We start from the raw sequence: 24,814 nt of genomic DNA, 5'->3' as shown, positions 1-24,814 counted from the left end.
CTGCGCTAGCGCCCACTCCCGGCAGCGGGGTGGATGCAAGTTCCCTTTTCGTGATCCTCAGCGAAGTCGCTGCCGTCGAATTGGCATAGTATCTGGCCAGCATGAATCCCACTCAGGGTGGGAGCCAAGGGATTAACAACATGATGTCCGTCAGTAACCAATGTTTGTTGATGCAGATCCAGCCCACCATCTTGCGCTTTGCCAAGATGCTGGCCAGCGTGCTGCAACTGGAAGTGGAAATCGTCGACGCCAACATGGTGCGGGTGGCGGGAACCGGGCCTTATGGCAAGTTTTTCGGCCGCCAGCTGGAGGGAGACTCCCGCCTGTTGCGCTACGTGATCGAACACCAGAGCGAGAAGATAGTCACCCACACCAGCGAGGATCCTGTCTGTGAGGGGTGCAGCTGCAAGGAGAGCTGCCGGGAGCGCGCCTTCCTCGGGGTACCCATCATGGTGGAGGAGACCTGCATCGGGGTCATCAGCCTGGTGGCCTTCAACGCCGAGCAGCAGGCGCGTCTCAACAGCAACCTGCAGGAGGTGTGCGACTATGTGCAACACATCTCCAGCATCTTCGTGGCCAAGCTGCTCGATTCCCGCGGCTTGTCAGACGGGGTCAACAAGGTTTTCCTGAACCTGATGAGTCACATGGATCAGGGTTGCCTGCTGCTCGACGAGAAGAGCCAGGTGCGCTATGCCAACGAGGTGGCGCTCAAGCAGCTCAACTGCCAGCAGGAGCAGTTGCTGGGGCGCGAGATTGGCGTACGCCCGCTCACCTTCGCCCAGCAGGGGCTGACCGGGCACATGCAGCACATCATTACACTGGCGGATCGCCAGGAGCTCATCATAGGCCAGCTGCACCATGTGCAGGGCCAGCAGCTGTTCCTGATGGCGTTTCACCAGTCCCACTCTGCCCTGAGCCAGCCACTGGAGCCGGACGAGGGCATGGCGCTGCTGATCGGCGAAAGCAAGCCGATGCGGGCGCTGAAAAAACTGCTCCATCGCATCGCCATGAGCCCCTCCAGCGTGCTGGTCTGTGGCGAGAGCGGCACCGGCAAGGAGGTGGTGGCCCGCGCCATTCACCGCCTCAGCCCGCGCCATGACAAGCCCTTCATCGCCATCAACTGCGCCGCCATTCCGGAGCAGCTGCTGGAGAGCGAGCTGTTTGGCTACGTGAAGGGGGCCTTCACCGGCGCCTCCAGCGGCGGCAAGCAGGGGCTGATCCAGGCCGCCCATCAGGGTACCCTGTTTCTCGACGAGATAGGGGACATGTCGCTCACCATGCAGGCCAAGCTGCTGCGGGTGCTGGAGCTGCGGGAGGTGACGCCGATAGGTGCCAGCCGCCCCGTGCCGGTGGACATTCGCATCATAGCCGCGACCCACCAGCATCTGGAGCAGTACATTGCCGAGGGCAAGTTTCGCGAGGATCTCTTCTATCGCCTCAACGTCATCCCCATCCACCTGCCGCCGCTGCGCGAGCGGGAAGGAGACGTGGCGCTGCTGACCCACTACTTTCTCAACCTGCACACCAGCCGCATCGGCCTCATCTATCCGGGGCTGAGCCCGGAGGTGATGGGCCTGCTCGAGGGGTATCGCTGGCCCGGCAACGTGCGTGAGCTCAGCAACCTCATCGAATACCTGGTCAACGTGGTGCAGGCGGGGGAGGTGATCGAGAGCATACTCCTGCCCCCCAATATCCTGCGCAACCAGCGCGGCGCGGCGGATGAGCAGCCTCGGAGTGCGGCGCACATCGCGCGGGTGCCGCTCGCGCCCGAGCCCTACGCCCATGCAGCGGCCTCCGATCCCTCCTTTGGCCATAATGCAGTTGCCAGCCCTGCACCTGGTACGCAGGGTGCGGCCGGGGTTCCCTGGCCCCTGTCGGGAGAAGGGAGCCTGCAAGGCCATGCAGCGGTGCGGGGAGCCGGCCAGGCCGAGCGAAGCCTGGAGTTGCCCCTCGGGGAAAACGGGCTGGAGAGCATGGAGAAGCAGGTGATAGAGGAAACCTTGCAGCGCCTTGGCAACAAGAAACTGGCCGCTCAGGCGTTGGGGATTGGGATTGCGACCCTCTATCGCAAGATAAAGAAGTACGAGATCGCCGTGCAGGCCTGATCGCTACTTCGCCGCGCGCCGCAAGCGGCGACCTGCTCACAGATAATGGCTGCGCCTTGAGCAAGGCCATTATCATTATGATAATTCCCCCGCATCGCCTATCAATTAACGGCCCGCATCTGATAGCCAGGGTGATAATTATCAGCGCGCATCTTGGCACTATTTTAAATACGGCTTTGGCGTGCCGGCATTTATCGTGAAAGCGTCACACCATATGCCTGAATGGCGTTGTCATGTGCGCTGGCTCACATCTATTTTCCTGTTTCTCGCTATTCCCCCTTAAATTCCGCATTGGCACGCTTATTGATTGCTCTTGTTTGACGCTGACCGATGAACTCACCCAATGGCCCTATTTTCGGTGACCTTGTGAGTGGAAGGGGAGCAATCCATATCTCATCAACAGATTGGGGCTAACGATGAAAGCAGTGAACCAGTTAATCAAAGAGATCAATGAGCTCAAATCCAACCTGCATGAAAAGGACTTCCTGCTGACCTGGGAGCAGACCCCCCAGGAGCTGGCGCTGGTCCTCAAGCTGGCCGAGGCCCTCAAGGGACTGCGGGCCGAGAACATAGCCACCAGGCTGTTCAATACCGGCCTTGGCATCTCTGTGTTTCGTGACAACTCCACTCGCACCCGCTTCTCCTATGCCTCTGCCCTGAACCTGCTCGGCCTCACCCAGCAGGATCTGGACGAGGGCAAGTCCCAGATTGCCCACGGCGAGACGGTGCGTGAAACCGCCAACATGATCTCCTTCTGCGCCGATGCCATCGGCATTCGCGACGACATGTATCTGGGGGCGGGCAACGCCTACATGCGCGAAGTGGGCGCTGCACTGGACGAAGGGTTCGAGAAGGGGGTGCTGCCCCAGCGCCCGGCCCTGGTCAACCTGCAGTGCGACATTGATCACCCGACCCAGTCCATGGCTGATCTAGCCTGGCTGCAGGAGCACTTCGGCAGCCTGGAGAGCCTCAAGGGCAAGAAGATTGCCATGACCTGGGCTTACTCCCCGAGCTACGGCAAGCCGCTCTCCGTGCCCCAGGGCATCATAGGGCTGATGACCCGCTTCGGCATGGAGGTGACCCTGGCCCACCCAGAGGGGTATGACCTGATCCCGGACGTGATCGCGGTGGCCCATGAGAATGCCAAGGCCTCCGGGGGCAGCTTCCGTCAGGTCACCTCCATGGAGGAGGCGTTCAAGGATGCCGACATCGTCTATCCCAAGTCCTGGGCGCCCTACCAGGTGATGGAGCAGCGTACCGAGCTGCTGCGGGCCAACGATCACGCCGGCCTCAAGGAGCTGGAGAAGCAGTGTCTGGCGCAGAACGCCAAGCATCAGGATTGGCACTGCACCGAAGAGATGATGGCCCTCACCAAGGGGGGCGAGGCGCTCTATATGCACTGCCTGCCCGCCGATATTACCGGCGTCTCCTGTCAGGCGGGCGAGGTGAGCGAAGGGGTATTCGAGAAATACCGCATCGCCACTTATAAAGAGGCGAGCTGGAAGCCCTATATTATCGCCGCCATGATAGTTGCCCGTAAATTCTCGGCGCCGGGTGCCGCGCTCGAGGGGTTAATCAAAGAGGCGCAAAAACGCGTCAAATAATGGTTGGGCCGGTCGGGAATATTTTCCCGACCGGCCATCATGGCGCAATTATTATCACGGGTTCTCTCTCTTGGGCGCTTTTTAATCAATGATCCCCGGCGAGATGACTCTCTGTGAGGTATTCATGTCCCAATTCTCCCTGAAGATGGATATTGCCGATAACCGTTTCTTTACCGGTGAATCCCTGTCTCTGTTTTCCCGGGCAGAGGCGCAAAAGGCCCGCGCCTTTCACAAGAAACTGGCCGGTTATGAACCCACCCCCCTGTGCGATCTGAACGCGCTGGCCGCCTATGTCGGGGTGAAAAAAATATTGGTCAAGGACGAGTCCAAGCGCTTTGGCCTCAACGCCTTCAAGATGCTGGGGGGCGTCTACGCCATCGCCAATTTGCTCTGCGAAAAATACGGGGTGGCGGTGGAGGATTTCACCTTCGATCTCATCAAGCGCACCATCAAGGAGCCGATGACCTTCGCCACCACCACGGATGGCAACCACGGGCGCGGCGTCGCCTGGGCCGCCAAGCAGGTGGGTCAGCATGCGGTGGTCTACATGCCCAAGGGCTCGGCCCAGGAGCGGGTGGATCACATCCTGGCGCTGGGGGCCGAGTGCATAGTCACCGACATGAACTACGACGATACAGTGCGTTTGACCATGAAGATGGCCGAGGAGCGCGGCTGGCACATAGTGCAGGACACAGCCTGGGAGGGCTACACCCAGATCCCGACCTGGATCATGCAGGGCTACGCCACCCTGGCCGATGAAGCGGTCGAGCAGATGCAGGCCATGGGCATCAAACAGCCCACCCACGTGCTGCTGCAGGCCGGGGTCGGGGCGCTGGCGGGCGGTGTGCTCGGCTATCTGGTGGACTGCTTCGGGGCGAAGAACCTGCACAGCATAGTCGTCGAGCCGGATCAGGCCGACTGCATCTACCGCTCCGGTGTGGCGGGGGAGATGGTCAACGTGGGGGGCGACATGCGCACCATCATGGCCGGTCTCGCCTGCGGCGAGCCCAACCCCCTCGGCTGGCCCGTGCTGCGCGGTTGCACCACCCAGTTCATCTCCTGTCACGACAAGGTATCGGCGCTCGGCATGCGGGTGCTCGGCAACCCCCTTGGCGACGATCCCCGCATCATCTCCGGCGAATCCGGTTCGGTCGGCACCGGCGTGCTGGCGGCGGTGCGCCACCACCCGGATCGCGCGGCGCTGATGACCCGCCTGGGGCTGGACAGCGACTCTGTGGTGCTGCTGATCAACACCGAAGGGGACACCGACGTGGCCCACTACCGGGAAGTGGTGTGGGAAGGCAAGCACCCCGCCTGCGAGTAAGAAAACACGAATTGAAGAACTGCGAATTAAAGAACAGATCGCACCCTGCCAACGGGGCGCGGTAACGGGCACAGGGCGCTGCCGACGAACAGGCAGCGCATTCTCGAATGTTTGGAGAAATCACAATGAGCAAGCAGATTCCGTTTGAAATGGTGTTGGAGAAGGCCCACCAGTACAAGGCCGAGATGAGTCAGTTCCTGCGCGACATGATAGCCATCCCGAGCGAAAGCTGTGACGAGAAGCGGGTGGTGCTGCGCATCAAGCAGGAGATGGAGAAGGTCGGCTTCGACAGGGTCGAAATCGATCCCATGGGCAACATTCTCGGCTATATCGGCCAGGGCCCGCACCTGATCGCCATGGATGCCCACATAGACACGGTCGGGGTCGGCAACCGCGCCAACTGGACCTTCGATCCCTATGAGGGAATGGAGGATCACGAGATCATAGGTGGCCGCGGTGCCTCCGATCAGGAAGGGGGCATGGCTTCCATGGTCTATGCCGGCAAGCTCATCAAGGAGATGGGGCTGGAAGATCAATATACCCTGCTGGTGACAGGCACAGTGCAGGAGGAGGACTGCGACGGCCTCTGCTGGCAGTACATCATAGAGCAGAGCAAGATCCGCCCCGAGTTCGTGGTCAGTACCGAGCCAACCGACTGCCAGATCTACCGTGGCCACCGCGGCCGCATGGAGATCCGCGTCGAGGTGCAGGGGGTGAGCTGTCACGGCTCGGCGCCGGAGCGCGGTGACAACGCCATCTTCAAGATGGGCCCCATCCTCGGCGAATTGCAGGAGCTGAGCCACAACCTCGGCCATGACGACTTCCTCGGCAAGGGCACATTGACCGTCTCCGAGATCTTCTTCACTTCGCCAAGCCGCTGCGCCGTGGCGGACAGCTGCGCCGTCTCCATCGACCGCCGTCTGACCTGGGGCGAGAGCTGGCAAGGTGCGCTGGACGAGATCCGCGCCCTGCCTGCGGTGCAAGCCGCCGGTGCCGAGGTCTCCATGTACCAGTACGATCGTCCGGCCTACACGGGGCTGGTCTACCCGACCGAGTGCTACTTCCCGACCTGGAAGGTGGAAGAGGATCACATCACAGTCCGGACCCTCTCCAAGGCTTACACCCAGCTGTTCAACAAGGCGCCTGTGGTGGACAAGTGGACCTTCTCGACCAACGGGGTCTCCATCATGGGTCGCCACGGCATTCCTGTCATCGGTTTTGGCCCGGGCAAGGAGCCGGAAGCCCACGCGCCGAACGAGAAGACCTGGAAGGAGCATCTGGTCAAGTGCGCCGCCATGTATGCCGTGATCCCCATGCTCTATCTGGCCGAGCTGGACGAATGAGGGGTCTGCCGGGCGGCGAGCGCTATCGCCGCCCCTCTGTTGCCAGTGCCCCGTCTCCATTGAGGCGGGGCCTTGCTGTTTGAAGCGATCTGATGTGCGAGGTGGTGGGGATGAAACGGCTGATCAAAAACGGTGTGCTGGTCGATGCACAAGGGGAATATCGTCAGGATCTGCTGATCGAGAACGGGGTGATCCGTGAGCGCGCAGCCGATATCCAGCCCGATGGCGAGACCGACATCATCGATGCCAACGGCTGCTACGTGATGCCGGGCGGCATCGACGTCCACACCCACTTCAATATCGATGTGGGGATTGCCCGCAGTTGCGATGACTTTTTCAGCGGTACCCGTGCCGCTGCCTGTGGTGGCACCACCACAGTTGTCGATCACATGGGTTTTGGCCCGGCGGGGTGCAAGCTGCATCACCAGCTGGCCCGCTATCACGATTACGCCGCCACACAGGCGGTGATCGACTACAGCTTTCACGGCGTGATCCAGCATGTGGATGACGCCATTCTCCACGAGATGGCCGCCATGGTGCAGGAGGAGGGGATCAGCAGCTTCAAGCTCTATCTCACCTACCAGTACAAGCTGGGGGACCATGACGTGCTGCGCGCCCTGGCTCGCCTCAAAGAGGTGGGGGCGCTCGCCACCGTCCATCCCGAGAACGACGCCGCCATAGCGGCGCGGCGCGCGGCCCTGCTGGCTGCGGGCCACCATGAACCCTGGTATCACCCCCAGAGCCGCCCGCTGGAGTGCGAGGCGGAGGCGATCGCCCGGATGATCAATCTGGCGGCGCTGGCGGGCAATGCGCCGCTCTATATCGTCCACCTCTCCAACGGCTTGGGGCTCGAGTATCTGAAACTGGCGCGCCGCCAGGGGCAGCCGGTCTGGGTGGAAACCTGCCCTCAATATCTGCTGCTCGATGACAGCTGCTACTACAAGGAGAACGGAGTCGACTACCTGCTCAGCCCTCCACTGCGCGGGCGCTGCGAGCAGGACAAGCTGTGGGTCGGCGTCGCTGCCGGCGACATAGACACTGTGGCGACCGATCACTGCAACTTCTCCCACGCCCAGCGCATGACCCTGTCAGGGGGGGATTTCAGCCGCTGCCCCAACGGCTTGCCCGGGGTGGAGAACCGGATGCTGCTGCTGTTTGCCCACGGGGTGCTCGGTGGACGCATCTCGCCGTCGCGCTTGGTGGCGCTTACCAGCGCCAATCCGGCCAAGCTGTTCGGCCTCTGGCCGCGCAAGGGCAACCTGCAACTTGGGTCTGACGCCGATCTGGTGATCATGGATCCCAGCGGTGAGACGCTTATCCGCCACGCCGCGCTGCACGACAACGGTGACTACAGCCCCTACGAGGGGATGCGCTGCCCCGGCCGGATCAGGATGACCCTGAGTCGCGGCGAGATCGTGGCCCGCGACGGCGAGTTCACCGGGCAACGGGGCCATGGCCGCTTTCTGGCGCGGGCACCCTTTGATCCGCTGCTTGGCGCGGCTGCCAGTGCGCCACCCCCTTCAACCACTCATTTGGCAACCCGCTAGAGCGAGCGCCAGCGGACGGCGCGGTTTGCGCCCTTCCCGAACAAGGACAAGGGGTCGGTATGACATCGGCCCATCCCCTCACTGGAGAGAACAAGATGAAACAGCGAATCGTACTGGCTCTGGGTGGCAACGCGCTGGGCAACAACCTGCCCGAGCAGATGAAGGCGGTGCAGAGCACGGCGGGCACCATAGCCGACCTGATAGCCCAGGGGCATGAAGTGGTGGTGACCCACGGCAACGGCCCCCAGGTGGGGATGATCCAGCAGGCGTTCGAGGTGGCGGCCCGCCACGACCCCAAAGCCCCCCATCTGCCCATGTCGGTCTGCGTGGCCCTGAGTCAGGGTTATATCGGCTATGACCTGCAAAACGCCTTGCGGGAGGCCTTGCTGGCGCGCGGTATCCATAAACCGGTGGCCACCCTGGTGACCCAGGTGGAAGTCGACAAGAAGGATCCTGCCTTCCTCGACCCAAGTAAGCCTATCGGCGGTTTCTTCAGCAAGGAGGAGGCCGAGGCGCTGATAGCCAAGGGCGAGCGGCTCAAAGAGGATGCCGGTCGCGGCTATCGCCGGGTGGTGGCATCCCCCAAACCCGTCGACATCATAGAGAAGGAGACAGTCTCTGCCATGCTGGCTGCGGGACAGGTGGTGATCACCGTCGGTGGTGGCGGCATTCCTGTGCTGCGCGAGGGCAATCATCTGCGCGGTGCCAGCGCCGTGATCGACAAGGATTGGGCCAGTGCCAAACTGGCGGAGCTGATCGATGCCGACATGCTGATCATCCTCACCGCGGTAGAGAAAGTGGCCATCAACTTCGGCAAGCCTGATGTGCAGTGGCTCGATACCCTGAGCGTGGCCGATGCCAACGGCTTTATCGCCCAGGGGCAGTTTGCCAAGGGATCCATGCTGCCCAAGGTGGAGGCGGCGCTCTCGTTCGCCACATCCTTGCCGGGGCGCAAATCCCTGATCACCTTGCTGGAGAAGGCCGCAGAGGGGATCGCCGGCAAAACCGGCACCCTGATCAGCCTGTAGCCTCGCCTTTGATGGTTGCAAACAGGGGGCCCAAGGCCCCCTTTGTGTTGGCCGACAGTCCCTCCACCCGACGATGGGCAGGGCGAAAGGAGAGGCGTAAGATGGCCCCCCTTGGCATAAGATGGGCCAGCAGCAGAGGCGACAAGGCAGACAATGAGCACAAAGATCAATATGGCGGCGCTGGGGGGCTTGATCCTGCTCACCGCCATCTGGAGTTACAGCTGGATAGTGATGAAGCAGGTGATGCTCTACGCGGGGGCCTTCGAGTTCACCGCCCTGCGCTGCCTGTGCGGATCCCTGGTGCTGCTGCTGGTGCAGTGCCTGCGTGGTCGCCAATACCTCACACCCACCCCGTTTCGCTACACCCTGGCCATAGGTCTGTTTCAGACCTGCGGCATGGTAGGGCTGGCCCAGTGGGCGCTTATCAGCGGCGGGGCGGGCAAGGTGGCCATTCTGAGTTACACCATGCCGTTCTGGGTGGTGATCTTCGCGGCGCTCTTTCTGGGTGAGCGGATGCGCAGGCTGCACTATCTGGCGGTCGGGGTGGCCGCTTGCGGCTTGCTGCTGGTGATAGAGCCCTGGCAGCTGCACCTCGACTCCATGAAGAGCGCGCTGCTGGGCATAGCCTCCGGCATCTGCTGGGGGATCAGCGCCATCATTGCCAAGCGGATGTATGCCCGCCACCCCGGGGTGGATCTCATGTCCCTCACCACCTGGCAGATGATTTACGCCACCATTGTGATGGCACTGGTGGCGGTGTTGGTGCCGGAGCGACCCATCGACTGGCAGCCCTACGTGTTTGGTGCACTCGCCTACAGCGCCATCTTCGCCACCGCGCTGGCCTGGAGCCTCTGGCTGTTCGTGCTGAAAAAGCTACCGGCGGGGATTGCCGGGCTCAGCACACTGGCGGTGCCGGTAACAGGCGTGCTGCTCTCCTGGTGGCTGCTCGGCGAAAACCCGGGGCCGGTGGAGGGGAGCGGCATCCTGCTTATCGTGCTGGCGCTTGTCGTCATCAGCCGCAAGGGCAAGCGTTCCGTGGTGTCGGTGGCGAGGGAGACCCGGGTCAAGCACGGCTGAGTCGATTGGAGGAACGAGAATGGAAAAGGGCCCGCCATCATGGCGGGCCCTTTTTTGCTTCTGTGCTGACTTATCTGCGCTGGGCCAGATGCATCATGGCTTCCAGCACGGCGCCGCCGATCGCCCGGGCCTTGTCAGAGACGGTAGTGGGGTCGGCACGCTCGCCGCGCGGGTCTATGTCACCGATCTTGAAGCCGACCGGTACCTCAATGCCATCGCTGAGCAGTCCCCGCACCATGCCAGAGAGCGGCGCGATAATGGGGGCGTCCCCCACGTGGGCGATAACATCGCCCTCCTGCACCAGATCACCGAGCTTGATCAGGCTCTTCATCATCCCGGCGACGGGGGCGCGGACCACCCGGCGGGCCGAGTGCCCCTCGATCACCCCGGGAATGCCGGTATTGGGCTGGGCGGGGCCCTGATAGATGACCCGCCCCAGATGGTGGCCGCGGTTGGTCTCGATCACCGCATCGCAATCGCGCCCCGCCTCGAAGCCCGGGCCGAGGGCCACAGTAATGGGGGCCATCTCCCTGTGGGTGCCGAGGTTCTGCTTGGCCAAAATGGCATCCACCAGATAGCGGGGCTTGAGATCACTCAGGGTCGTGCAGTCGGGGTCGACCAGCAGCGGGATTATGCCAAGATCCAGCTGCTCAAACGCCTGCTCGACGTTCTCGACCCGCTTGGCACGCACCCCTTCGACGCTGGTTTCGCCGTCAAACATCCCCTGGGCGAAGGCGACGGTGCGGCGGATCACAGTGGGCTTGTCGAGATCCAGCATCACCACCTTGAAGCCGGCATTGTAGAGCCGCAGCGCCACCCCGGTGGCGATATCGCCGGAGCCGCGCATCACCACCAGCCTATCCCGCTTGAGGCGCACGTCATCCTGCATCAGGCCACCCGCTTTGCCGTTTTTTACCTGCAGCAGCTCGGCGAGGATGCTGATGGCGATCTCCTCCGGGGTCTCGGCGCCTATGTTGTAGCCGATGGGGGCGTGCAAGCGCTGCAGCTGTTCCTGACTCACCCCTTGCTGGCGCAGGGCCTGGGTGAAGGTCTGCACCTTGCGCTTGCTGGCGAGCAGCCCCAGATAGGCGAGGGGACGGGAGATGAGCCGCTCCAGCGCCTCCTTGTCCTGGTGGTTGGTGGCTATGATGACGAAGTTGGCGGGCTCTATGGCCAGCGCCTCGATCACGGCGCTCATGGTCTCGGCCTGCTTGAGATGAGTGCCGGCCGGAAAGAGCTCGGGGTTGAGGCTCCCTTCAAAACAGTCGCCGACATGGATATCAAAGCCCAAGGGGGCTGCGGCATGGGCCAGAGCCCGGTTGACATGACCGGCACCGATCAATACCAGACGGGGGCGCAGGCCGTAGACATCGATATAAACCGACATGGCGCCGCCGCAATCCGAGCCCACCGCATGCTCGCCGTTGCGGGCCATGCGGCCATGGAAGATGCGCGGCTTGCGCTCGGCAATGGCCGCCACCGCCTCCTCTATCACCAGCCGCTCTATCATGCCACCGCCTATGGTGCCGAGGATCTGGCCATCGGCCATCACCAGCATCTGGGCCTGATGGCGCGGGGTAGAGCCGCGGCTTTCGATGATCTGGGCCATCGCGAACGGGGTGTTGGCCTGTTCCAGTCGGGCTGCGTGTGAAAAAAGATTCATAAGGTACCTCATTTCATCCTTAACGGGTCATGCGCGCGGTGAAGCCACCAGTTCGCCATCCAGAGGGGCCTGGCTCACCACATGACGAATGGCGATGGGCTCGCGTACCGCTCCCTGCCAGATGGCGTGGAGCTCGGGGTGACGGGCCAGCAGCGTTATCAACTGCGGCTGCCATGACGCCTCATTTTGATAATCGCCATTGATAAACCAGATCCGGCGGGCCCTGGCCGGGGTGCCCTTGAACACCCCCTGGGGGTGGGCGAGCAGCCGGTCAAACAGCGCCCAATCCAGCGGCTCACCGGCCTCTATCCCGCACAGGGACTGGAGTTCGGCCCAGCGGTGGATCTGCTGGGGGTCGGCCTTGGCCCCCACCATGGCGCCGCCCACCAGGGCGATTACCCAATCACTGCTCTGGGGAATGCAAGGTTCGTGCAAAGCGGGCACTTTCAATAACTTGTGATGGGCGCCGTCCGCCTCCACCAGGATGAGATCGAAGCGCTGCTGCCCCTTGATGAGATCGATCTGTTGGGGCGTGGGCCCCACCGCCTTGCCGCTGGTCCGATCGAGATGGCTGAACAGGGCGACCAGGGTGGGGCCATCGGGCAGGTGCTGGCAGCGGGTGAGCTGGCGGACGGGATCGGCTTCCAGGATCAATTCCCGATAGTGTGACTGGGCTGGCAGAAACATCCGGGTGCTGGTGGTAATCAGCACCCTTTTGCCCTGTTTATAAAAATATCCCGCCAGCCAGAACAGGGTGCTGGTTTTGCCGCCTGCGCCGCAGAGGCTAATTAAGGTGGTACGGCTATCTATATTTTCGGTGAGCGGGTTTAATAGTGTCTCAATATCGGGAAAGGCACGCTGGACAGGTGAGGGGATGGGCATGGCAACGACCGATTCAAATAAGGGCGCAGGCAGTGAACAGCACTGTCATTCCAGAACGAGATGCGACTGCATAATAACGGCGGCCGGCCTCTCGTCGCGAATGGGCGCGTGGAAACTGATGCTACCGTATCGCCAGAGCACGATTCTTGATGAGAGTCTCAAAAATGCCCTCGCTTTCTGTGACCGGATTATTCTGGTGGTGGGACATCGCGGTGACGAGCTGATGGCGCGCTATGCAGACAGGCCCGAGATCCTGATGGTGGAAAACCATGATTATGCACAGGGGCTTGGCAGCTCCATCCGGCTGGCATTGGCGGCCAGCAGCAGCGACTACCTCTTCATCTCCCACGGCGATCTGCCCTGCATTCCCCTCGATGTCTACCAGACGCTCTGGCAAGCACGGGGGCCCCACACACTTTTCCCCCGTTATCAAGGAGAGTCAGGGCACCCTGTGTTGCTGCCATCATCCCTTGGCAAGGCGCTGGCCGAGGCGCCGGTACAGGGTTCGGTGCGCCGCTGGCTGATGGCACATCCCCATCGCTTCGTCGAGGTGCAAAGTGACGCCATCCTGCTGGATGTGGACACCCCGGAGCGTTATCAGGCGCTGCTGCGGGCAGACGACGCTGGCTGAGCCTGGCTGTTGGTGAGTGCATAATTATGAAAGTCGGAGCCAGGGCGAACGCGGCATTTTTGCCGGTATGGTGGCCGACATTATCACCCTGCGTGGCCTGATAAAGGCAGGCGAAACGAGATTATCAAACTGATATTCCAACCCCGCCAACGTGAGACTTTCTCAGCATCTATCGCGATTGCTGCGTTATTAATGTGCGTTATTGATAGCCGCTCTCATTCCCGAAATAGGTATTTCCTGTCGACATTTCATTAATTCGAGGTGCCTCACGCTTTTACGCTCACAAATTTAAATATGCCAGCACTGGCCTGATTGTTGCTCTTGTCTGTTTCAAGGGGCTGCCTTGTGAATGAGCCCCATTTATTCACCCAGTCAATGAGCAGAGCCGCTGCAAGGAGATCATCATGGGCGATATTATGCGACCCGTTCCGTTCAAGAACCTGCTGACCCGTATTTTCGCGGAATATAAAGAGAGTCAGAGCATTTTCGGTATTCCCGCCGCGCAATTCTATCGCAAGCAGGACGAGCGCAAGATCAAGGTGTTCGGTGAAACCTGCGAAACCCCCATAGGTCCGGCAGCTGGCCCCCATACCCAGTTGGCCCAGAACATCGTCACCTCCTGGCTGACCGGCGGGCGCTTTATCGAGCTCAAGACGGTGCAGATCCTGGACCGTCTTGAACTGGCAAAGCCCTGCATCGATGCCGAAGATGAGTGCTTCAATACCGAGTGGTCCACCGAGTTCACCCTGCCCAAGGCGTTCGACGAGTACCTCAAAGCCTGGTTTGCCCTCTATCTGCTGGAAGAGGTGTTCGACCCCCGTCTCGACGGGGAGGCCAAGTCATTCATCTTCAACATGAGCGTGGGGTACAACCTCGATGGCATCAAACAGCCGCCGATGCAGCAGTTCATCCACAGCCTGAAGGATGCAAGTCAAAGCCCGAAATTTGCCGAGTACCAGCAAGTGCTGCGCGAGCTGGTGGCCGACCCGCAGTTTATCGCCGAACTGGGACTGGGAGATCGCCGTGACCGCCTGCAACAGCTGGCGGACTGCATCCCGGCCAATCTGGTGCACGGCGTCACCCTCTCCACCATGCACGGTTGCCCGCCCAACGAGATCGAGGCCATCTGCCGTTACATGCTGGAAGAGAAGGGGCTCAACACCTTCGTCAAATTGAACCCGACCCTGCTGGGCTACCCGCGGGTGCGCGAGATCCTCGACACCTGCGGCTTTGATTACATAGGTCTGAGCGAAGCGTCGTTCGATCACGACCTCAAGCTGGAGCAGGCCAAGGCCATGCTGACCCGCTTGATGGCACTGGGTGCCGAGAAGGGGCTCACCTTCGGGGTCAAGCTCACCAACACGCTCGGTACCATCAACCGCAAAGGGGCGCTGCCCGGCGATGAGATGTACATGTCCGGCCGGGCGCTGTTCCCGCTCTCCATCAATGTGGCCGCCGTGCTGTCACGCGCCTTTGATGGCAAGCTGCCTATCTCCTACTCAGGTGGCGCCAGCAAGTTCAACATCGCGGATATCTTCGAGACCGGCATTCGCCCCATCACAATGGCGACCGATCTGCTCAAGCCCGGTGGCTACCTGCGCCAGCTCGAGTGCCTCAACGAGATCGACTCCTCCGATAGCTGGGGCATGAGTCAGGTGGATGTAGAGAAGCTGGAAGCGCTTGCCGCCAAGGCGCTCACCATGGATTACACCCAGAAGGAGTGGAAGTCCGACGACCGTATCGAAGTGGGCGGCGGCCTGCCGCTGACCGACTGCTACGTGGCCCCCTGCGTCACCGCCTGCGCCGTGCATCAGGACATCCCCGAGTACATTCGCCTGATGGGCGAGGGGGAGTATGTGGCCGCCCTTGAGCTGATTTATCAGCGCAACGCCCTGCCCGCCATCACAGGCCATATCTGCGATCACCAGTGTCAGTACAACTGCACTCGTCTGGATTACGACAGCCCGCTCAATATCCGCGAACTCAAGAAGGTCGCGTTGGAGCGGGGCTGGGAAGGGTACAAGGCGCGCTGGCACAAACCGGCAGGCAGTGGTGACAAGCACCCGGTTGCCGTGATTGGCGCAGGCCCGGCCGGCCTCTCCGCCGGTTACTTCCTGGCCCGTGCCGGCCATCCGGTCACCATCTTCGAGCGCGAAGCCGATGCCGGTGGTGTGGTCAAGCACATCATCCCCGAGTTCCGCATTCCGGCCGAGCTTATCGCGCACGACATCGACTTTGTCGCCGCCCACGGGGTCAAGTTCGAGTTTGGCTGCGATACGGCCCTGACTGTCGACAAGCTGCATGCCCAGGGCTTTGCCTATGTCTTCGTCGGCATAGGTGCCGACAAGAATGGCGGCATGCGCCTCGATGGGGGCCATGAACGGGTCTACAAGTCCTTCCACTTCCTGCGCAGCTTCAATCAGGGCAAACCGCTGCCGCTCGGCCGCCATGTGGCTGTGGTCGGCGCCGGCAACACCGCCATGGATTGCGCCCGCGCGGCCCTCAAGGTGCCCGGTGTCAGCGATGTGACCGTGATCTACCGCCGCAGCGAGAAAGAGATGCCAGCTTACCGTGAGGAGGTTCTGGAAGCGGTGGAGGATGGGGTGCGCTTTTGCTTCCTCACCAATCCGGAGCGCTTTGAAAAAGATGGCAAGCTTGTCGTGCGGATGATGGCGCTGGGGGATCCTGACGAGCAGGGTCGCCGCCGTCCTGTGCCCACAGATCAGACAGAAGTGATGCAGATGGATGCGCTGATCACCGCCATCGGCGAGCAGCCCGATTGTGACGTGCTCGAGGCGATGGGGATTCCCCTTGGCAGCGATGGCTGGCCCGAGGTGGATAGCCAGGGCGAGACCAGCCGTCGCAACGTCTTCCTCATTGGCGACGTGCAAAGCGGCCCGTCTTCCATAGTCGCGGCCATCGGTGGCGCTCGCCGCGCTGCGGATCTGGTGCTGGCCCGCGAGCATATCGCCGGAAGCCAGACCGAGGTGTCAATCCAGCCATCGGGCAAGGATGAGATCTACCGTCGCAAAGGGAACATAGCCGTCACCCTGGTCGACAAGGGCGAGCGGGAGGCCTTCGTGGCGCAGGAGGCGCACCGCTGCCTCGAGTGCAACTACCTCTGCAGCAAGTGCGTGGATGTCTGCCCCAACCGGGCCAACGTCGCCATCGCCGTGCCTGGCTTCAAGGATCAGTTCCAGACCCTGCACCTGGATGCCTACTGCAACGAGTGCGGCAACTGCGCCCAGTTCTGCCCCTGGCAGGGCAAGCCCTATCAGGACAAGGTCACCATCTTCAGCCTGCCCGAGGACTTCGACAACAGCCGCAACCCCGGTTTCTATCTGGCGGATGGTGGCGAGCTGCGGGTGCGTCAGGGTGGCGAGACCTATCGCCTGACCATAGACGAGCAGAGCCGGATCAAGGATGCCCCCGAGGCGCTCGCTGACATGTGCCGCATCATCAGCCATGTCCACGCTCATCACCACTACCTGCTGGGGGCCGTCGAGGCCTGAGCGAACAACGAATAAGCGAAGGAGCAAACCATGTTTATTCTGAAAAACGTCACCGCCGTCCAGCTGGAGCCGACCCGGGTGCTGGAAGGGGTGGATATCGCCATCGAAGGGACACTTATCAAGGCGGTGGGGCCCAATCTGCGGGCCCTCTACCCGGAGGCCAACTATCGGGAGATGGGGGGCAAGCTGGTGATGCCGGGCATAGTCTGCGCCCACAACCACTTCTACTCCGGCCTGTCGCGGGGGATCATGGCCAACATAGCCCCCAGCCCGGACTTTATCTCCACCCTGAAAAACCTCTGGTGGCGGCTCGATCGGGCGCTCGATGAGGAGTCCCTCTACTACAGCGGCCTCATCTGCTCGCTGGAGGCTCTCAAGAGCGGTTGCAGCGCTGTGATCGACCATCACGCTTCGCCGAACTTCATCAAGGGTTCCCTGAATGTGCTGCGCAAAGGGTTTGTGGAGGCGGGTCTGCGCGGCATGACCTGCTTCGAGACCACGGATCGCAACGGCGGCCTCGCCGAGCTGCAGGCCGGGGTGGAAGAGAACATCCTCTTTGCCCAACAGATCGATGCGGCCAAGGCCAAGGGGAGCGAGCCCTATCTGGTGGAAGCGCACATCGGCGCTCACGCCCCCTTCACCGTGCCCGACGAGGGGCTCGCCATGCTGCGCGAGGCTGTGCAGGTCACCGGTCGCGGTCTGCATATCCATGTGGCGGAAGACAGATACGACATGGCCCACGGCCACCACCACCATGGCAAGGAGCCCATCGCCCGGCTGGATGAATTTGGCCTCATCGACAGCAAGACCCTGATCGCTCACGGCATCTACTTAAGCCCCTCGGACATCGAGCTGCTCAACAGTCGCGATGCCTTCCTGGTGCACAACGCCCGCTCCAACATGAACAACCACGTGGGCTACAACCTGCACCTGCCACAGTTTCGCAATCTGGCGCTCGGCACCGACGGCATCGGCTCCGACATGCTCGAAGAGCTCAAGTTTGCCTACTTCAAGCACAAGGATGCTGGTGGGGCGCTTTGGCCAGACAGCTTTGCCCGGTTCCTGTGGAACGGCAATACCCTGCTGGAGCGCAACTTCGGCGCCAAATTTGGTCGCCTGGAGCCGGGCTACAAGGCCGACCTCACCATCTGCGACTACGACGCACCGACCCCGCTGGCCCCGCGCAACCTCGGCGGCCATCTCGCCTTCGGCATGGGGTCAAACAGCGTCAACAGCGTGATGGTGGAGGGACGCATGGTCTATCAGGATCGCGAGTTCCCGTTCGATGTCGCGCCCCTTTATGAGCAGGCCAGCAAGGTGGCGAGCCGCCTGTGGCAACGGATGGATCAGCTGGCCTAAGGCCACTTTCCACAGTTTTGGACCGGATTGCCCGCCCAGTGGATAGCCCCGGCGGCGGGCAGCAAGAGTGAGGACGACACATGATTGAGCAATTCTTCCGACCCGAGCAACTGGGTCAGGCGTTGGAACTCAAGGCCCGCTTTGGCAGCGACGCCGTCTACATGGGGGGTGGCAGCAAGCTCAACGCCGCCCCGACCCGCACCGACAAGAAGGTCGCTATTGCCCTGAACAAGCTGGGCCTTGGCCAGATTGAGCAGCAGCACGGTCAGCTCCATATCGGCGCCACCGTCACCCTGCAGACCTTGCAAGATGACCCCCGCACCCCGGCTGCCCTGTGCGAGGCGCTGGGCTTTGTCTACTCCCGCCATCTGCGCAATCAGGCCACCGTCGGTGGCGAGCTTGCCTGCCAGCAGCAGGACTCCCCGCTGCTGCCGGTGCTGCTGGTGCTTGAAGCCGTGGTGGTGCTGGAGAACAACCAGCTGCAACCCATAGACGCCTATCTGGCGGGGCAGCGCAATGCGCTCATTCTGGGGATTGTGCTGCCGGAGCCTGAACTGCGCTGCGCCACCCGCCGCATCAGCCGCAACGCCGATGGCTTGGCGGTGATGACGGCCGCCGTGGCCCTCGACAGCATTGGCGAGATGCGGGTGGCCCTGGCCGGCGTCACGCCGCAGCCGATGCGATTGCGAGACGTGGAGCGCCACGATCTCCATGACGGGGCGCTGGAAGCGGCCGTCAGCAAGATATTGATCCCGCGCGCCGATCTGACGGGCAGCGTGGCCTACAAACGCTATATCAGCGGCGTGGTAGTGGCGGATCTGCTGGTGGACTGCCAGCAGCAGGAGGTGCAAGCATGATGGAACTCAACTTCACACTGAACGGTGCCCAGCGCACCGTCATCGCCCCGGCTGGCGAGAATGCCCAGCGGGTGCTGTTCAACCAGTGCCGGATGCACTCGGTGCGCAACAGTGACGATGGTTTCGGCTTTGCCGGCTCCGACGCCATCCTCTTCAACGGCAAGGTGATCAACGCTTCTCTTCTGATCGCCGCCCAGCTGGAGGGGGCAGAGGTGCGCACCGCCGAGTCGCTGGGCAGCTGGAACCAGCTCAGTCTGGTACAGCAGGCCATGGTGGATGTCGGCGTGGTGCAGTCCGGCTACAACGATCCGGCCGCCGCGCTCATCGTCACCGACCTGCTTGATCGCCACCCCGATCCCACCCGTGATCAAATCGACGACGCGCTCTCGGGCCTGTTTCACCGCGATGGCGGTTACCAGCAGTTCTATCAGGCCATAGATCTTGCCTGCTCGCGCCTCAAGGATCCGGATTATTTGTGCCAGATAGCCCCGGAGTTTCGGGGTGATCTGCGCCATATCGGCAAGAGCTGCCCGAAAGTGGACGCGGCCAAGATGGTGCAGGCCAAGCCCTGCTACGTGGAAGACAGGGTCACCGAGGATGCGCTGATCATCAAGATGCTGCGCAGCCCCCATCCCCATGCAGTGATCACCCGACTCGACGTGAGCCGCGCCGAAGGGCTGCCGGGCGTGGTGCACGTCATCACCCACCTCAACTGCCCGGATGTGTTTTACACCCCGGGTGGCCAGAGCGCCCCCGAGCCGTCACCGCTGGATCGCCGCATGTTCAGCCGCAAGGTGCGTCACGTGGGGGACAGGGTCGCCGCCGTGGTGGCCGAGAGTGAAGAAGCCGCACTGGCTGCGCTGAAGCTCATCGAGGTGGAGTATCAGGTGCTGCCTGCGGTCATGAATATCGATGAGGCGATGGCCCCCAATGCACCCCTGGTGCACGACGAACCCATCATCTACATGGCCGGCGCGCCTGCGGATCTGGAGCAGCAGAACGCCTGCTCGGTGCGTCGCGGCGACGAGCACATGATCATCAACTTCCCCATCGGCTCACGCCCGCACGAGAACCTGGCAGCCAGCGTCCATGGCCAGATCGGTGACGTGGCCAAGGGTTTTGCCGAGGCGGACGAGATCGTCGAGCGTACCTACGAATCGACCCAGGCCCAGCAGTGCCCGACCGAGCCGCACATCTGCTTCACCTACATGGATGGCGATCGTCTGGTGATCCACGCCTCCACCCAGGTGCCCTGGCACGTGCGCCGTCAGGTGGCGCGCATTGTCGGCATGAAGCAGCACCAGGTGCATGTGATCAAGGAGCGGGTAGGGGGCGGCTTTGGCTCCAAGCAGGATATCCTGCTGGAAGAGGTGTGCGCCTGGGCGACCAGGGTCACCGGTCGTCCCGTCACTTTCCGCTACACCCGTGAAGAGGAGTTCATCAGCAACACCTCCCGCCACGTGGCCAAGGTGAAGGTGAAAGTGGGGGCCAAAAAAGATGGCACCATCACCGCCATCGACATGGATTTTCGCGCCAACACCGGCCCTTACGGCAACCACTCGTTGACGGTGCCGAGCAACGGCCCGGCGCTCTCTTTGCCGCTCTATCCGTGCGACAACGTGCGCTTTACCGTCAACACCTACTACAGCAACATCTGCCCGACCGGGGCCTATCAGGGTTACGGCGCGCCCAAGGGCAACTTCGCGTTGACCATGGCCATTGCCGAACTGGCCGAGAAACTGGGCATAGATCAGCTCGACATGGTGGAGCACAACCGGGTCCATGAGGGGGACATCCTCAAGGTGCTGGGGGCCATCGGCGAGGGCAAGATGCCCACCTCTGTGCCCCACGCGGCCAGCTGCGCCCTCGAACCTATCCTCAGGCAGGGTCGTGAACTGATTGCCTGGGACAGCCCCAAACCCGCCGACGGGGATTGGCGCATCGGTCGTGGCGTCGCCATCATCATGCAAAAATCGGGGATCCCGGACATCGATCAGGCCAACTGCATGGTCAAGCTGGAATCGGACGGCACCTTTATCGTCCACTCAGGTGGCGCCGATATCGGCACTGGTCTGGATACGGTGGTAGCCAAGCTGACCGCCGAGGTGCTGGGTTGCCCGCTCAGCGACGTGCATGTGATCTCTGGCGACACGGATCACGCCCTGTTCGACAAGGGGGCCTACGCCTCGTCCGGTACCTGCTTCTCCGGCAACGCGGCCAAGATGGCGGCCGAGAACCTCAAGGCGAAGATCCTGTTCCACGGCGCCGCCATGCTGGGCGAGCCGGTAGAGGAGGTGGCGCTGGAGTTCCCCGGCCTGGTGCGTGGCAAGCTGGGGGAGGTCTCCTTTGCCAAGATCGCCCACAAGTCCGAGACAGGCACAGGCTTCGGCATTCTGGTGGGCACCGCCAGCTACATCACCTCCGAGCTCGCCTTCCCGTACGGGGCCAACTTCGCCGAGGTGGCGGTCAACGTCAGAACGGGCCAGATCCGGCTCGACAAGTTCTACGCCCTGCTCGACTGCGGCACCCCCATCAACCCGGAACTGGCGCTCGGCCAGATCTATGGCGCCACCATGCGGGCCATAGGCCACACCATGACGGAGGAGATCTGCTACGACGGCAGGGGCATTCCGCTCACCCGGGATCTCAAGAGCTATGGCGCCCCCAAGATTGGCGACATTCCGCGCGATTTTCGGGCCTTCCTGGTGCCGAGTGATGACAAGGTCGGCCCCTACGGCGCCAAGTCCATCTCGGAGATAGGGGTGAACGGGGCCGCGCCAGCCATCGCCACCGCCATCCATGACGCCTGTGGTGTCTGGCTGCGCAAGTGGCACTTCACGCCGGAGCAGATCCTGCGCGAACTGGGCAAGCTGGAGCAGAAAGAGTCGGCATAACAAAAGAAAAGGTGAGGGGCGGGCACAGGCTTGCCCCCAGCACCTGACGGCGGAATGAGTACTCCGCCCACATTCTGTGTGATGGGACAAACATGATGTCTAAAACAACACGCAAGCACTCGGATCTGATTTACGCGCTGGACGACAAGCCCCCCTTCTATCAAACCCTGATGGGCGCCGTGACCCACCTGCTGGCCATCTTCGTGCCCATGGTGACCCCGGCGCTGATCGTTGGCGGGGCCCTCGGGCTCTCCACCGAAACCACCGCCTATCTGGTCTCCATGGCGATGATCGCTTCCGGCATCGGCACCTGGCTGCAGGTGAACCGCTACGGCCCCATAGGATCGGGCCTGCTCTCCATCCAGTCGGTCAACTTCTCCTTCGTCACCGTGATGATCGCGCTCGGCAGCGCCATGAAAAAGGATGGCCTGCACGAGGAACTGATCGTCTCGACCCTGCTGGGGGTCTCCTTCGTCGGGGCCTTCCTGGTGGTGGGATCCTCCTTCGTGCTGCCCTATCTCAAGCGGGTGATCACCCCGACAGTGAGCGGGGTCGTGGTGCTGATGATTGGCCTGAGCCTCATCAAGGTCGGCATCATAGATTTTGGCGGCGGCTTCTCCGCCATGAGCAGCGGCACCTTCGGCAAATACGAGAACATAGGGCTGGGGCTGCTGGTGCTCTGCGTCATCGTCGCCTTCAACTGCAGCAGGAGCCCCTTGCTTCGCATGAGCGGCATCGCCATCGGTCTGCTGGTGGGCTATGTGGTGGCCCTGATGCTCGGCATGGTGGACTTCTCCGCGCTGGAGAACCTGCCGCTCATCACGGTTCCCATTCCGTTCAAATACGGCTTTGCCTTCGATTTTCACGCCTTCGTGCTGGCCGGCACCATCTATCTGTTGAGCGTGCTGGAGGCGGTGGGGGACATCACGGCCACCGCCATGGTTTCCCACCGGGATATCCAGGGCCCCGAGTTTCAAAAACGCCTCAGTGGCGGCGTGCTGGCGGACGGCCTGGTGTCGGTGATCGCCTCGGCGCTCGGCTCCCTGCCGCTCACCACCTTCGCCCAGAACAACGGCGTGATCCAGATGACGGGGGTGGCGTCGCGCCACGTGGGCAAGTTCATCGCCGTCATCCTGGTGCTGCTGGGCCTCTTCCCCGTGGTGGGACGCTTCTTCACCACAATCCCGTCCCCCGTGATGGGGGGCGCCATGGTCATCATGTTCTCCATGATTGCCATCGCCGGTGGCCGCATCATCATCAGCCACGGCTTCGATCGGCGAGAGACCCTGATAGTCGCCACCTCGCTGGGATTGGGGCTCGGCGTATCTTACGACCCGAACGTCTTCAAGGTGCTGCCGGCCGGGCTCTACATGCTGGTGGAGAACCCCATCTGCGCCGGTGGCATCACTGCCATCATCATGAACCTGGTGCTGCCCCAGAGCCGCAAACGCAAGGCGGCTGCCAGGGATGCCGAGGCGGTGGAGCTGATCCAGCTCAGCGACAAGCCGGATGTGATCTTCACCGCCCGCAACGCGGGCCAGCCGGGGGGCAGGAAGGATGGGCCACAGGCTGAGTCCGGGCTGGCGGTGGCGCAACAAGTGGAACGGATCTGACGGTTAAACCGACAAAAAACGTCAACAGAACAAGAGAAACAGGGACACGGTTATGAAAAACGACAACTCCGTCAAAGCGGTGCGCGGCAGCTTCTTCGATATCAGCCGGGTGGTGGACCAGCCCGAGGAGATTGAGCCCAATGCCCGCCTCATCGAAGACGGCCTGCTGATCATTCGCAACGGCTGCATCGACTGGTTCGGTCAGTGGGAGGAGGGCAAGGATCGCATTCCGGCCGAGGTGCGGGTGCGCGATTACCGCGGCAAGATGATAGTGCCTGGCTTCGTCGATACCCACATTCACTACCCCCAGAGCGAGATGGTGGGGGCCTATGGCGAGCAGTTGCTGGAGTGGCTCAACCGCCACACCTTTCCGGCCGAGCGGCGCTACAACGATCTCGAGTACGCCCGCGAGATGTCCACCTTCTTCATCAAGCAGCTGCTGCGAAACGGCACCACAACGGCGCTGGTGTTCGGTACCGTCCACCCCGAGTCGGTGGATGCCCTGTTCGAGGCGGCGAGCCGCATCAACATGCGGATGATCGCGGGCAAGGTGATGATGGATCGCAACGCGCCAGATTATCTGCTGGATACCGCGCAGAGCAGCTATGAGCAGAGCAAGGCGCTTATCGAGCGCTGGCACGGCAACGGCCGTTTGCTTTACGCCATCACGCCGCGCTTTGCCCCCACCTCGACCCCCGAGCAGCTGGCCATGGCCAGACGGCTGCGCGAAGAGTACCCGACCACCTATCTGCACACCCATCTGTGCGAGAACAAGGACGAGATAGCCTGGGTCAAATCTCTGTTCCCAGAGCATCAGGGCTATCTCGATGTCTATCACCAGCACGGCCTCACCGGTCACAACTGCGTGTTTGCCCACTGCGTCCATCTGGAAGAGCAGGAGTGGGATTGCCTGAAAGAGACCGGCTCCACCATCGCCTTCTGCCCCACCTCCAACCTCTATCTGGGCAGCGGGCTCTTCAAGCTGCACAAGGCGTGGCGCAAGCAGGTGAAGGTGGGGATGGGCACCGACATCGGCGCCGGCACCACCTTCAACATGCTGCAGACCCTCAACGAGGCTTACAAGGTGATGCAGTTGCAGGGGGAGCGGCTCTCGGCCTATCAGGCCTTCTATCTCGCCACCCTGGGCGGCGCCCATGCGCTGGGGCTGGACGAGAAGATCGGCAGCTTTGCCGTCGGCAAGGAGGCGGATTTCGTGGTGCTGGACCCGGTCGCCACCCCGTTGCAGCAGCTGCGTTATGACAACTCCACCACCTTGCGGGACAAGCTCTTTGTGCTCTTGACCCTGGGGGATGACAGATCCATCTACCGCACCTATGTGGATGGCCAGCTGGTACACGAACGGGGCTAGGGATGG

The 24,814-nt window shown here is 62.2% G+C and carries 16 protein-coding genes; 14 read left to right on the top strand and 2 right to left on the bottom strand.

The genetic code is table 11. The annotated features are described in order from the left end of the window. The first annotated feature begins 140 nt into the window (after positions 1-140). The 7 genes from IU367_RS11545 (at position 141) to IU367_RS11515 (ending at position 10,028) form a co-directional block, all read left to right on the top strand. Positions 141-2,105, top strand: coding sequence for a sigma 54-interacting transcriptional regulator (locus IU367_RS11545; protein WP_274451940.1), 1,965 nt, complete (start codon positions 141-143; stop codon positions 2,103-2,105). A 416-nt stretch (positions 2,106-2,521) separates the two neighbouring features. After that, positions 2,522-3,709: a knotted carbamoyltransferase YgeW gene (gene ygeW, locus IU367_RS11540; protein WP_098984120.1), complete on the top strand. Its 1,188-nt coding sequence runs from the start codon at positions 2,522-2,524 to the stop codon at positions 3,707-3,709. A 124-nt stretch (positions 3,710-3,833) separates the two neighbouring features. Next, a complete protein-coding gene (gene dpaL / locus IU367_RS11535; RefSeq protein WP_274451939.1) occupies positions 3,834-5,033 on the top strand; it encodes a diaminopropionate ammonia-lyase in 1,200 nt (399 codons plus the stop codon). 125 nt (positions 5,034-5,158) lie between these two features. Further along, positions 5,159-6,376: a YgeY family selenium metabolism-linked hydrolase gene (locus IU367_RS11530; RefSeq protein ID WP_043555614.1), complete on the top strand. Its 1,218-nt coding sequence runs from the start codon at positions 5,159-5,161 to the stop codon at positions 6,374-6,376. 110 nt (positions 6,377-6,486) lie between these two features. Next, positions 6,487-7,923: a dihydropyrimidinase gene (gene hydA, locus IU367_RS11525; protein WP_274451938.1), complete on the top strand. Its 1,437-nt coding sequence runs from the start codon at positions 6,487-6,489 to the stop codon at positions 7,921-7,923. Positions 7,924-8,018: 95 nt separating this feature from the next. Beyond that, on the top strand, positions 8,019-8,951 hold the full coding sequence (arcC, locus tag IU367_RS11520; RefSeq protein WP_274451937.1) for a carbamate kinase: 933 nt from the start codon (positions 8,019-8,021) through the stop codon (positions 8,949-8,951). Positions 8,952-9,104: 153 nt separating this feature from the next. Next, entirely contained in the window at positions 9,105-10,028 is a 924-nt protein-coding gene (locus IU367_RS11515; protein ID WP_274451936.1) for a DMT family transporter, read from the top strand. Positions 10,029-10,098: 70 nt separating this feature from the next. Here the strand turns inward: IU367_RS11515 and yqeB are convergent, their stop codons facing one another. Both yqeB and yqeC read right to left on the bottom strand, forming a co-directional pair. Beyond that, positions 10,099-11,691 carry a selenium-dependent molybdenum cofactor biosynthesis protein YqeB gene (gene yqeB / locus IU367_RS11510; RefSeq protein WP_274451935.1) on the bottom strand — a complete coding sequence of 531 codons (1,593 nt, stop codon included), beginning with the start codon at positions 11,689-11,691 and terminating at the stop codon, positions 10,099-10,101. 27 nt (positions 11,692-11,718) lie between these two features. Further along, positions 11,719-12,573 (bottom strand): selenium cofactor biosynthesis protein YqeC, encoded by an 855-nt coding sequence (gene yqeC, locus IU367_RS11505; RefSeq protein ID WP_274451934.1) that lies wholly within the window; start codon positions 12,571-12,573, stop codon positions 11,719-11,721. Between yqeC and mocA the strand changes: the two genes are divergently transcribed. The 7 genes from mocA (at position 12,566) to guaD (ending at position 24,808) form a co-directional block, all read left to right on the top strand. After that, a complete protein-coding gene (gene mocA, locus IU367_RS11500) occupies positions 12,566-13,204 on the top strand; it encodes a molybdenum cofactor cytidylyltransferase (protein ID WP_337999300.1) in 639 nt (212 codons plus the stop codon). The two genes, yqeC and mocA, sit on opposite strands and share 8 nt — an antisense overlap. 404 nt (positions 13,205-13,608) lie before the next feature. Continuing rightward, entirely contained in the window at positions 13,609-16,716 is a 3,108-nt protein-coding gene (gene ygfK / locus IU367_RS11495) for a putative selenate reductase subunit YgfK (protein ID WP_274451932.1), read from the top strand. A gap of 30 nt (positions 16,717-16,746) precedes the next feature. Further along, positions 16,747-18,075, top strand: a complete 1,329-nt coding sequence (gene ssnA, locus IU367_RS11490; RefSeq protein WP_274451931.1) for a putative aminohydrolase SsnA — start codon at positions 16,747-16,749, stop codon at positions 18,073-18,075. Between the two features lie 80 nt (positions 18,076-18,155). Beyond that, positions 18,156-18,932: a molybdopterin-dependent oxidoreductase FAD-binding subunit gene (gene ygfM / locus IU367_RS11485; RefSeq protein ID WP_274451930.1), complete on the top strand. Its 777-nt coding sequence runs from the start codon at positions 18,156-18,158 to the stop codon at positions 18,930-18,932. Beyond that, on the top strand, positions 18,929-21,826 hold the full coding sequence (locus IU367_RS11480; protein ID WP_274451929.1) for a molybdopterin-dependent oxidoreductase Mo/Fe-S-binding subunit: 2,898 nt from the start codon (positions 18,929-18,931) through the stop codon (positions 21,824-21,826). The genes ygfM and IU367_RS11480 overlap by 4 nt, the downstream gene beginning before the upstream one ends. 95 nt (positions 21,827-21,921) lie before the next feature. Then, positions 21,922-23,439: a nucleobase:cation symporter-2 family protein gene (locus IU367_RS11475; protein WP_274451928.1), complete on the top strand. Its 1,518-nt coding sequence runs from the start codon at positions 21,922-21,924 to the stop codon at positions 23,437-23,439. Positions 23,440-23,491: 52 nt separating this feature from the next. Beyond that, positions 23,492-24,808, top strand: coding sequence for a guanine deaminase (gene guaD, locus IU367_RS11470; protein ID WP_274451927.1), 1,317 nt, complete (start codon positions 23,492-23,494; stop codon positions 24,806-24,808). Positions 24,809-24,814: the final 6 nt, after the last annotated feature.

Source organism: Aeromonas bestiarum (assembly GCF_028751155.1).
GTDB lineage: Bacteria > Pseudomonadota > Gammaproteobacteria > Enterobacterales > Aeromonadaceae > Aeromonas > Aeromonas bestiarum.
This window is presented reverse-complemented; position numbering and strand designations above follow the sequence as displayed.

Excerpts from the sequence above, each read along its gene's own strand:
- IU367_RS11545 (WP_274451940.1), top strand. The coding sequence starts at position 141 with ATGATGTCCGTCAGTAACCAATGTTTGTTGATGCAGATCCAGCCCACC.
- ygeW (WP_098984120.1), top strand. The coding sequence starts at position 2,522 with ATGAAAGCAGTGAACCAGTTAATCAAAGAGATCAATGAGCTCAAATCC.
- dpaL (WP_274451939.1), top strand. The coding sequence starts at position 3,834 with ATGTCCCAATTCTCCCTGAAGATGGATATTGCCGATAACCGTTTCTTT.
- IU367_RS11530 (WP_043555614.1), top strand. The coding sequence starts at position 5,159 with ATGAGCAAGCAGATTCCGTTTGAAATGGTGTTGGAGAAGGCCCACCAG.
- hydA (WP_274451938.1), top strand. The coding sequence starts at position 6,487 with ATGAAACGGCTGATCAAAAACGGTGTGCTGGTCGATGCACAAGGGGAA.
- arcC (WP_274451937.1), top strand. The coding sequence starts at position 8,019 with ATGAAACAGCGAATCGTACTGGCTCTGGGTGGCAACGCGCTGGGCAAC.
- IU367_RS11515 (WP_274451936.1), top strand. The coding sequence starts at position 9,105 with ATGAGCACAAAGATCAATATGGCGGCGCTGGGGGGCTTGATCCTGCTC.
- yqeB (WP_274451935.1), bottom strand. The coding sequence starts at position 11,691 with ATGAATCTTTTTTCACACGCAGCCCGACTGGAACAGGCCAACACCCCG.
- mocA (WP_337999300.1), top strand. The coding sequence starts at position 12,566 with ATGGGCATGGCAACGACCGATTCAAATAAGGGCGCAGGCAGTGAACAG.
- yqeC (WP_274451934.1), bottom strand. The coding sequence starts at position 12,573 with ATGCCCATCCCCTCACCTGTCCAGCGTGCCTTTCCCGATATTGAGACA.
- ygfK (WP_274451932.1), top strand. The coding sequence starts at position 13,609 with ATGGGCGATATTATGCGACCCGTTCCGTTCAAGAACCTGCTGACCCGT.
- ssnA (WP_274451931.1), top strand. The coding sequence starts at position 16,747 with ATGTTTATTCTGAAAAACGTCACCGCCGTCCAGCTGGAGCCGACCCGG.
- ygfM (WP_274451930.1), top strand. The coding sequence starts at position 18,156 with ATGATTGAGCAATTCTTCCGACCCGAGCAACTGGGTCAGGCGTTGGAA.
- IU367_RS11480 (WP_274451929.1), top strand. The coding sequence starts at position 18,929 with ATGATGGAACTCAACTTCACACTGAACGGTGCCCAGCGCACCGTCATC.
- IU367_RS11475 (WP_274451928.1), top strand. The coding sequence starts at position 21,922 with ATGTCTAAAACAACACGCAAGCACTCGGATCTGATTTACGCGCTGGAC.
- guaD (WP_274451927.1), top strand. The coding sequence starts at position 23,492 with ATGAAAAACGACAACTCCGTCAAAGCGGTGCGCGGCAGCTTCTTCGAT.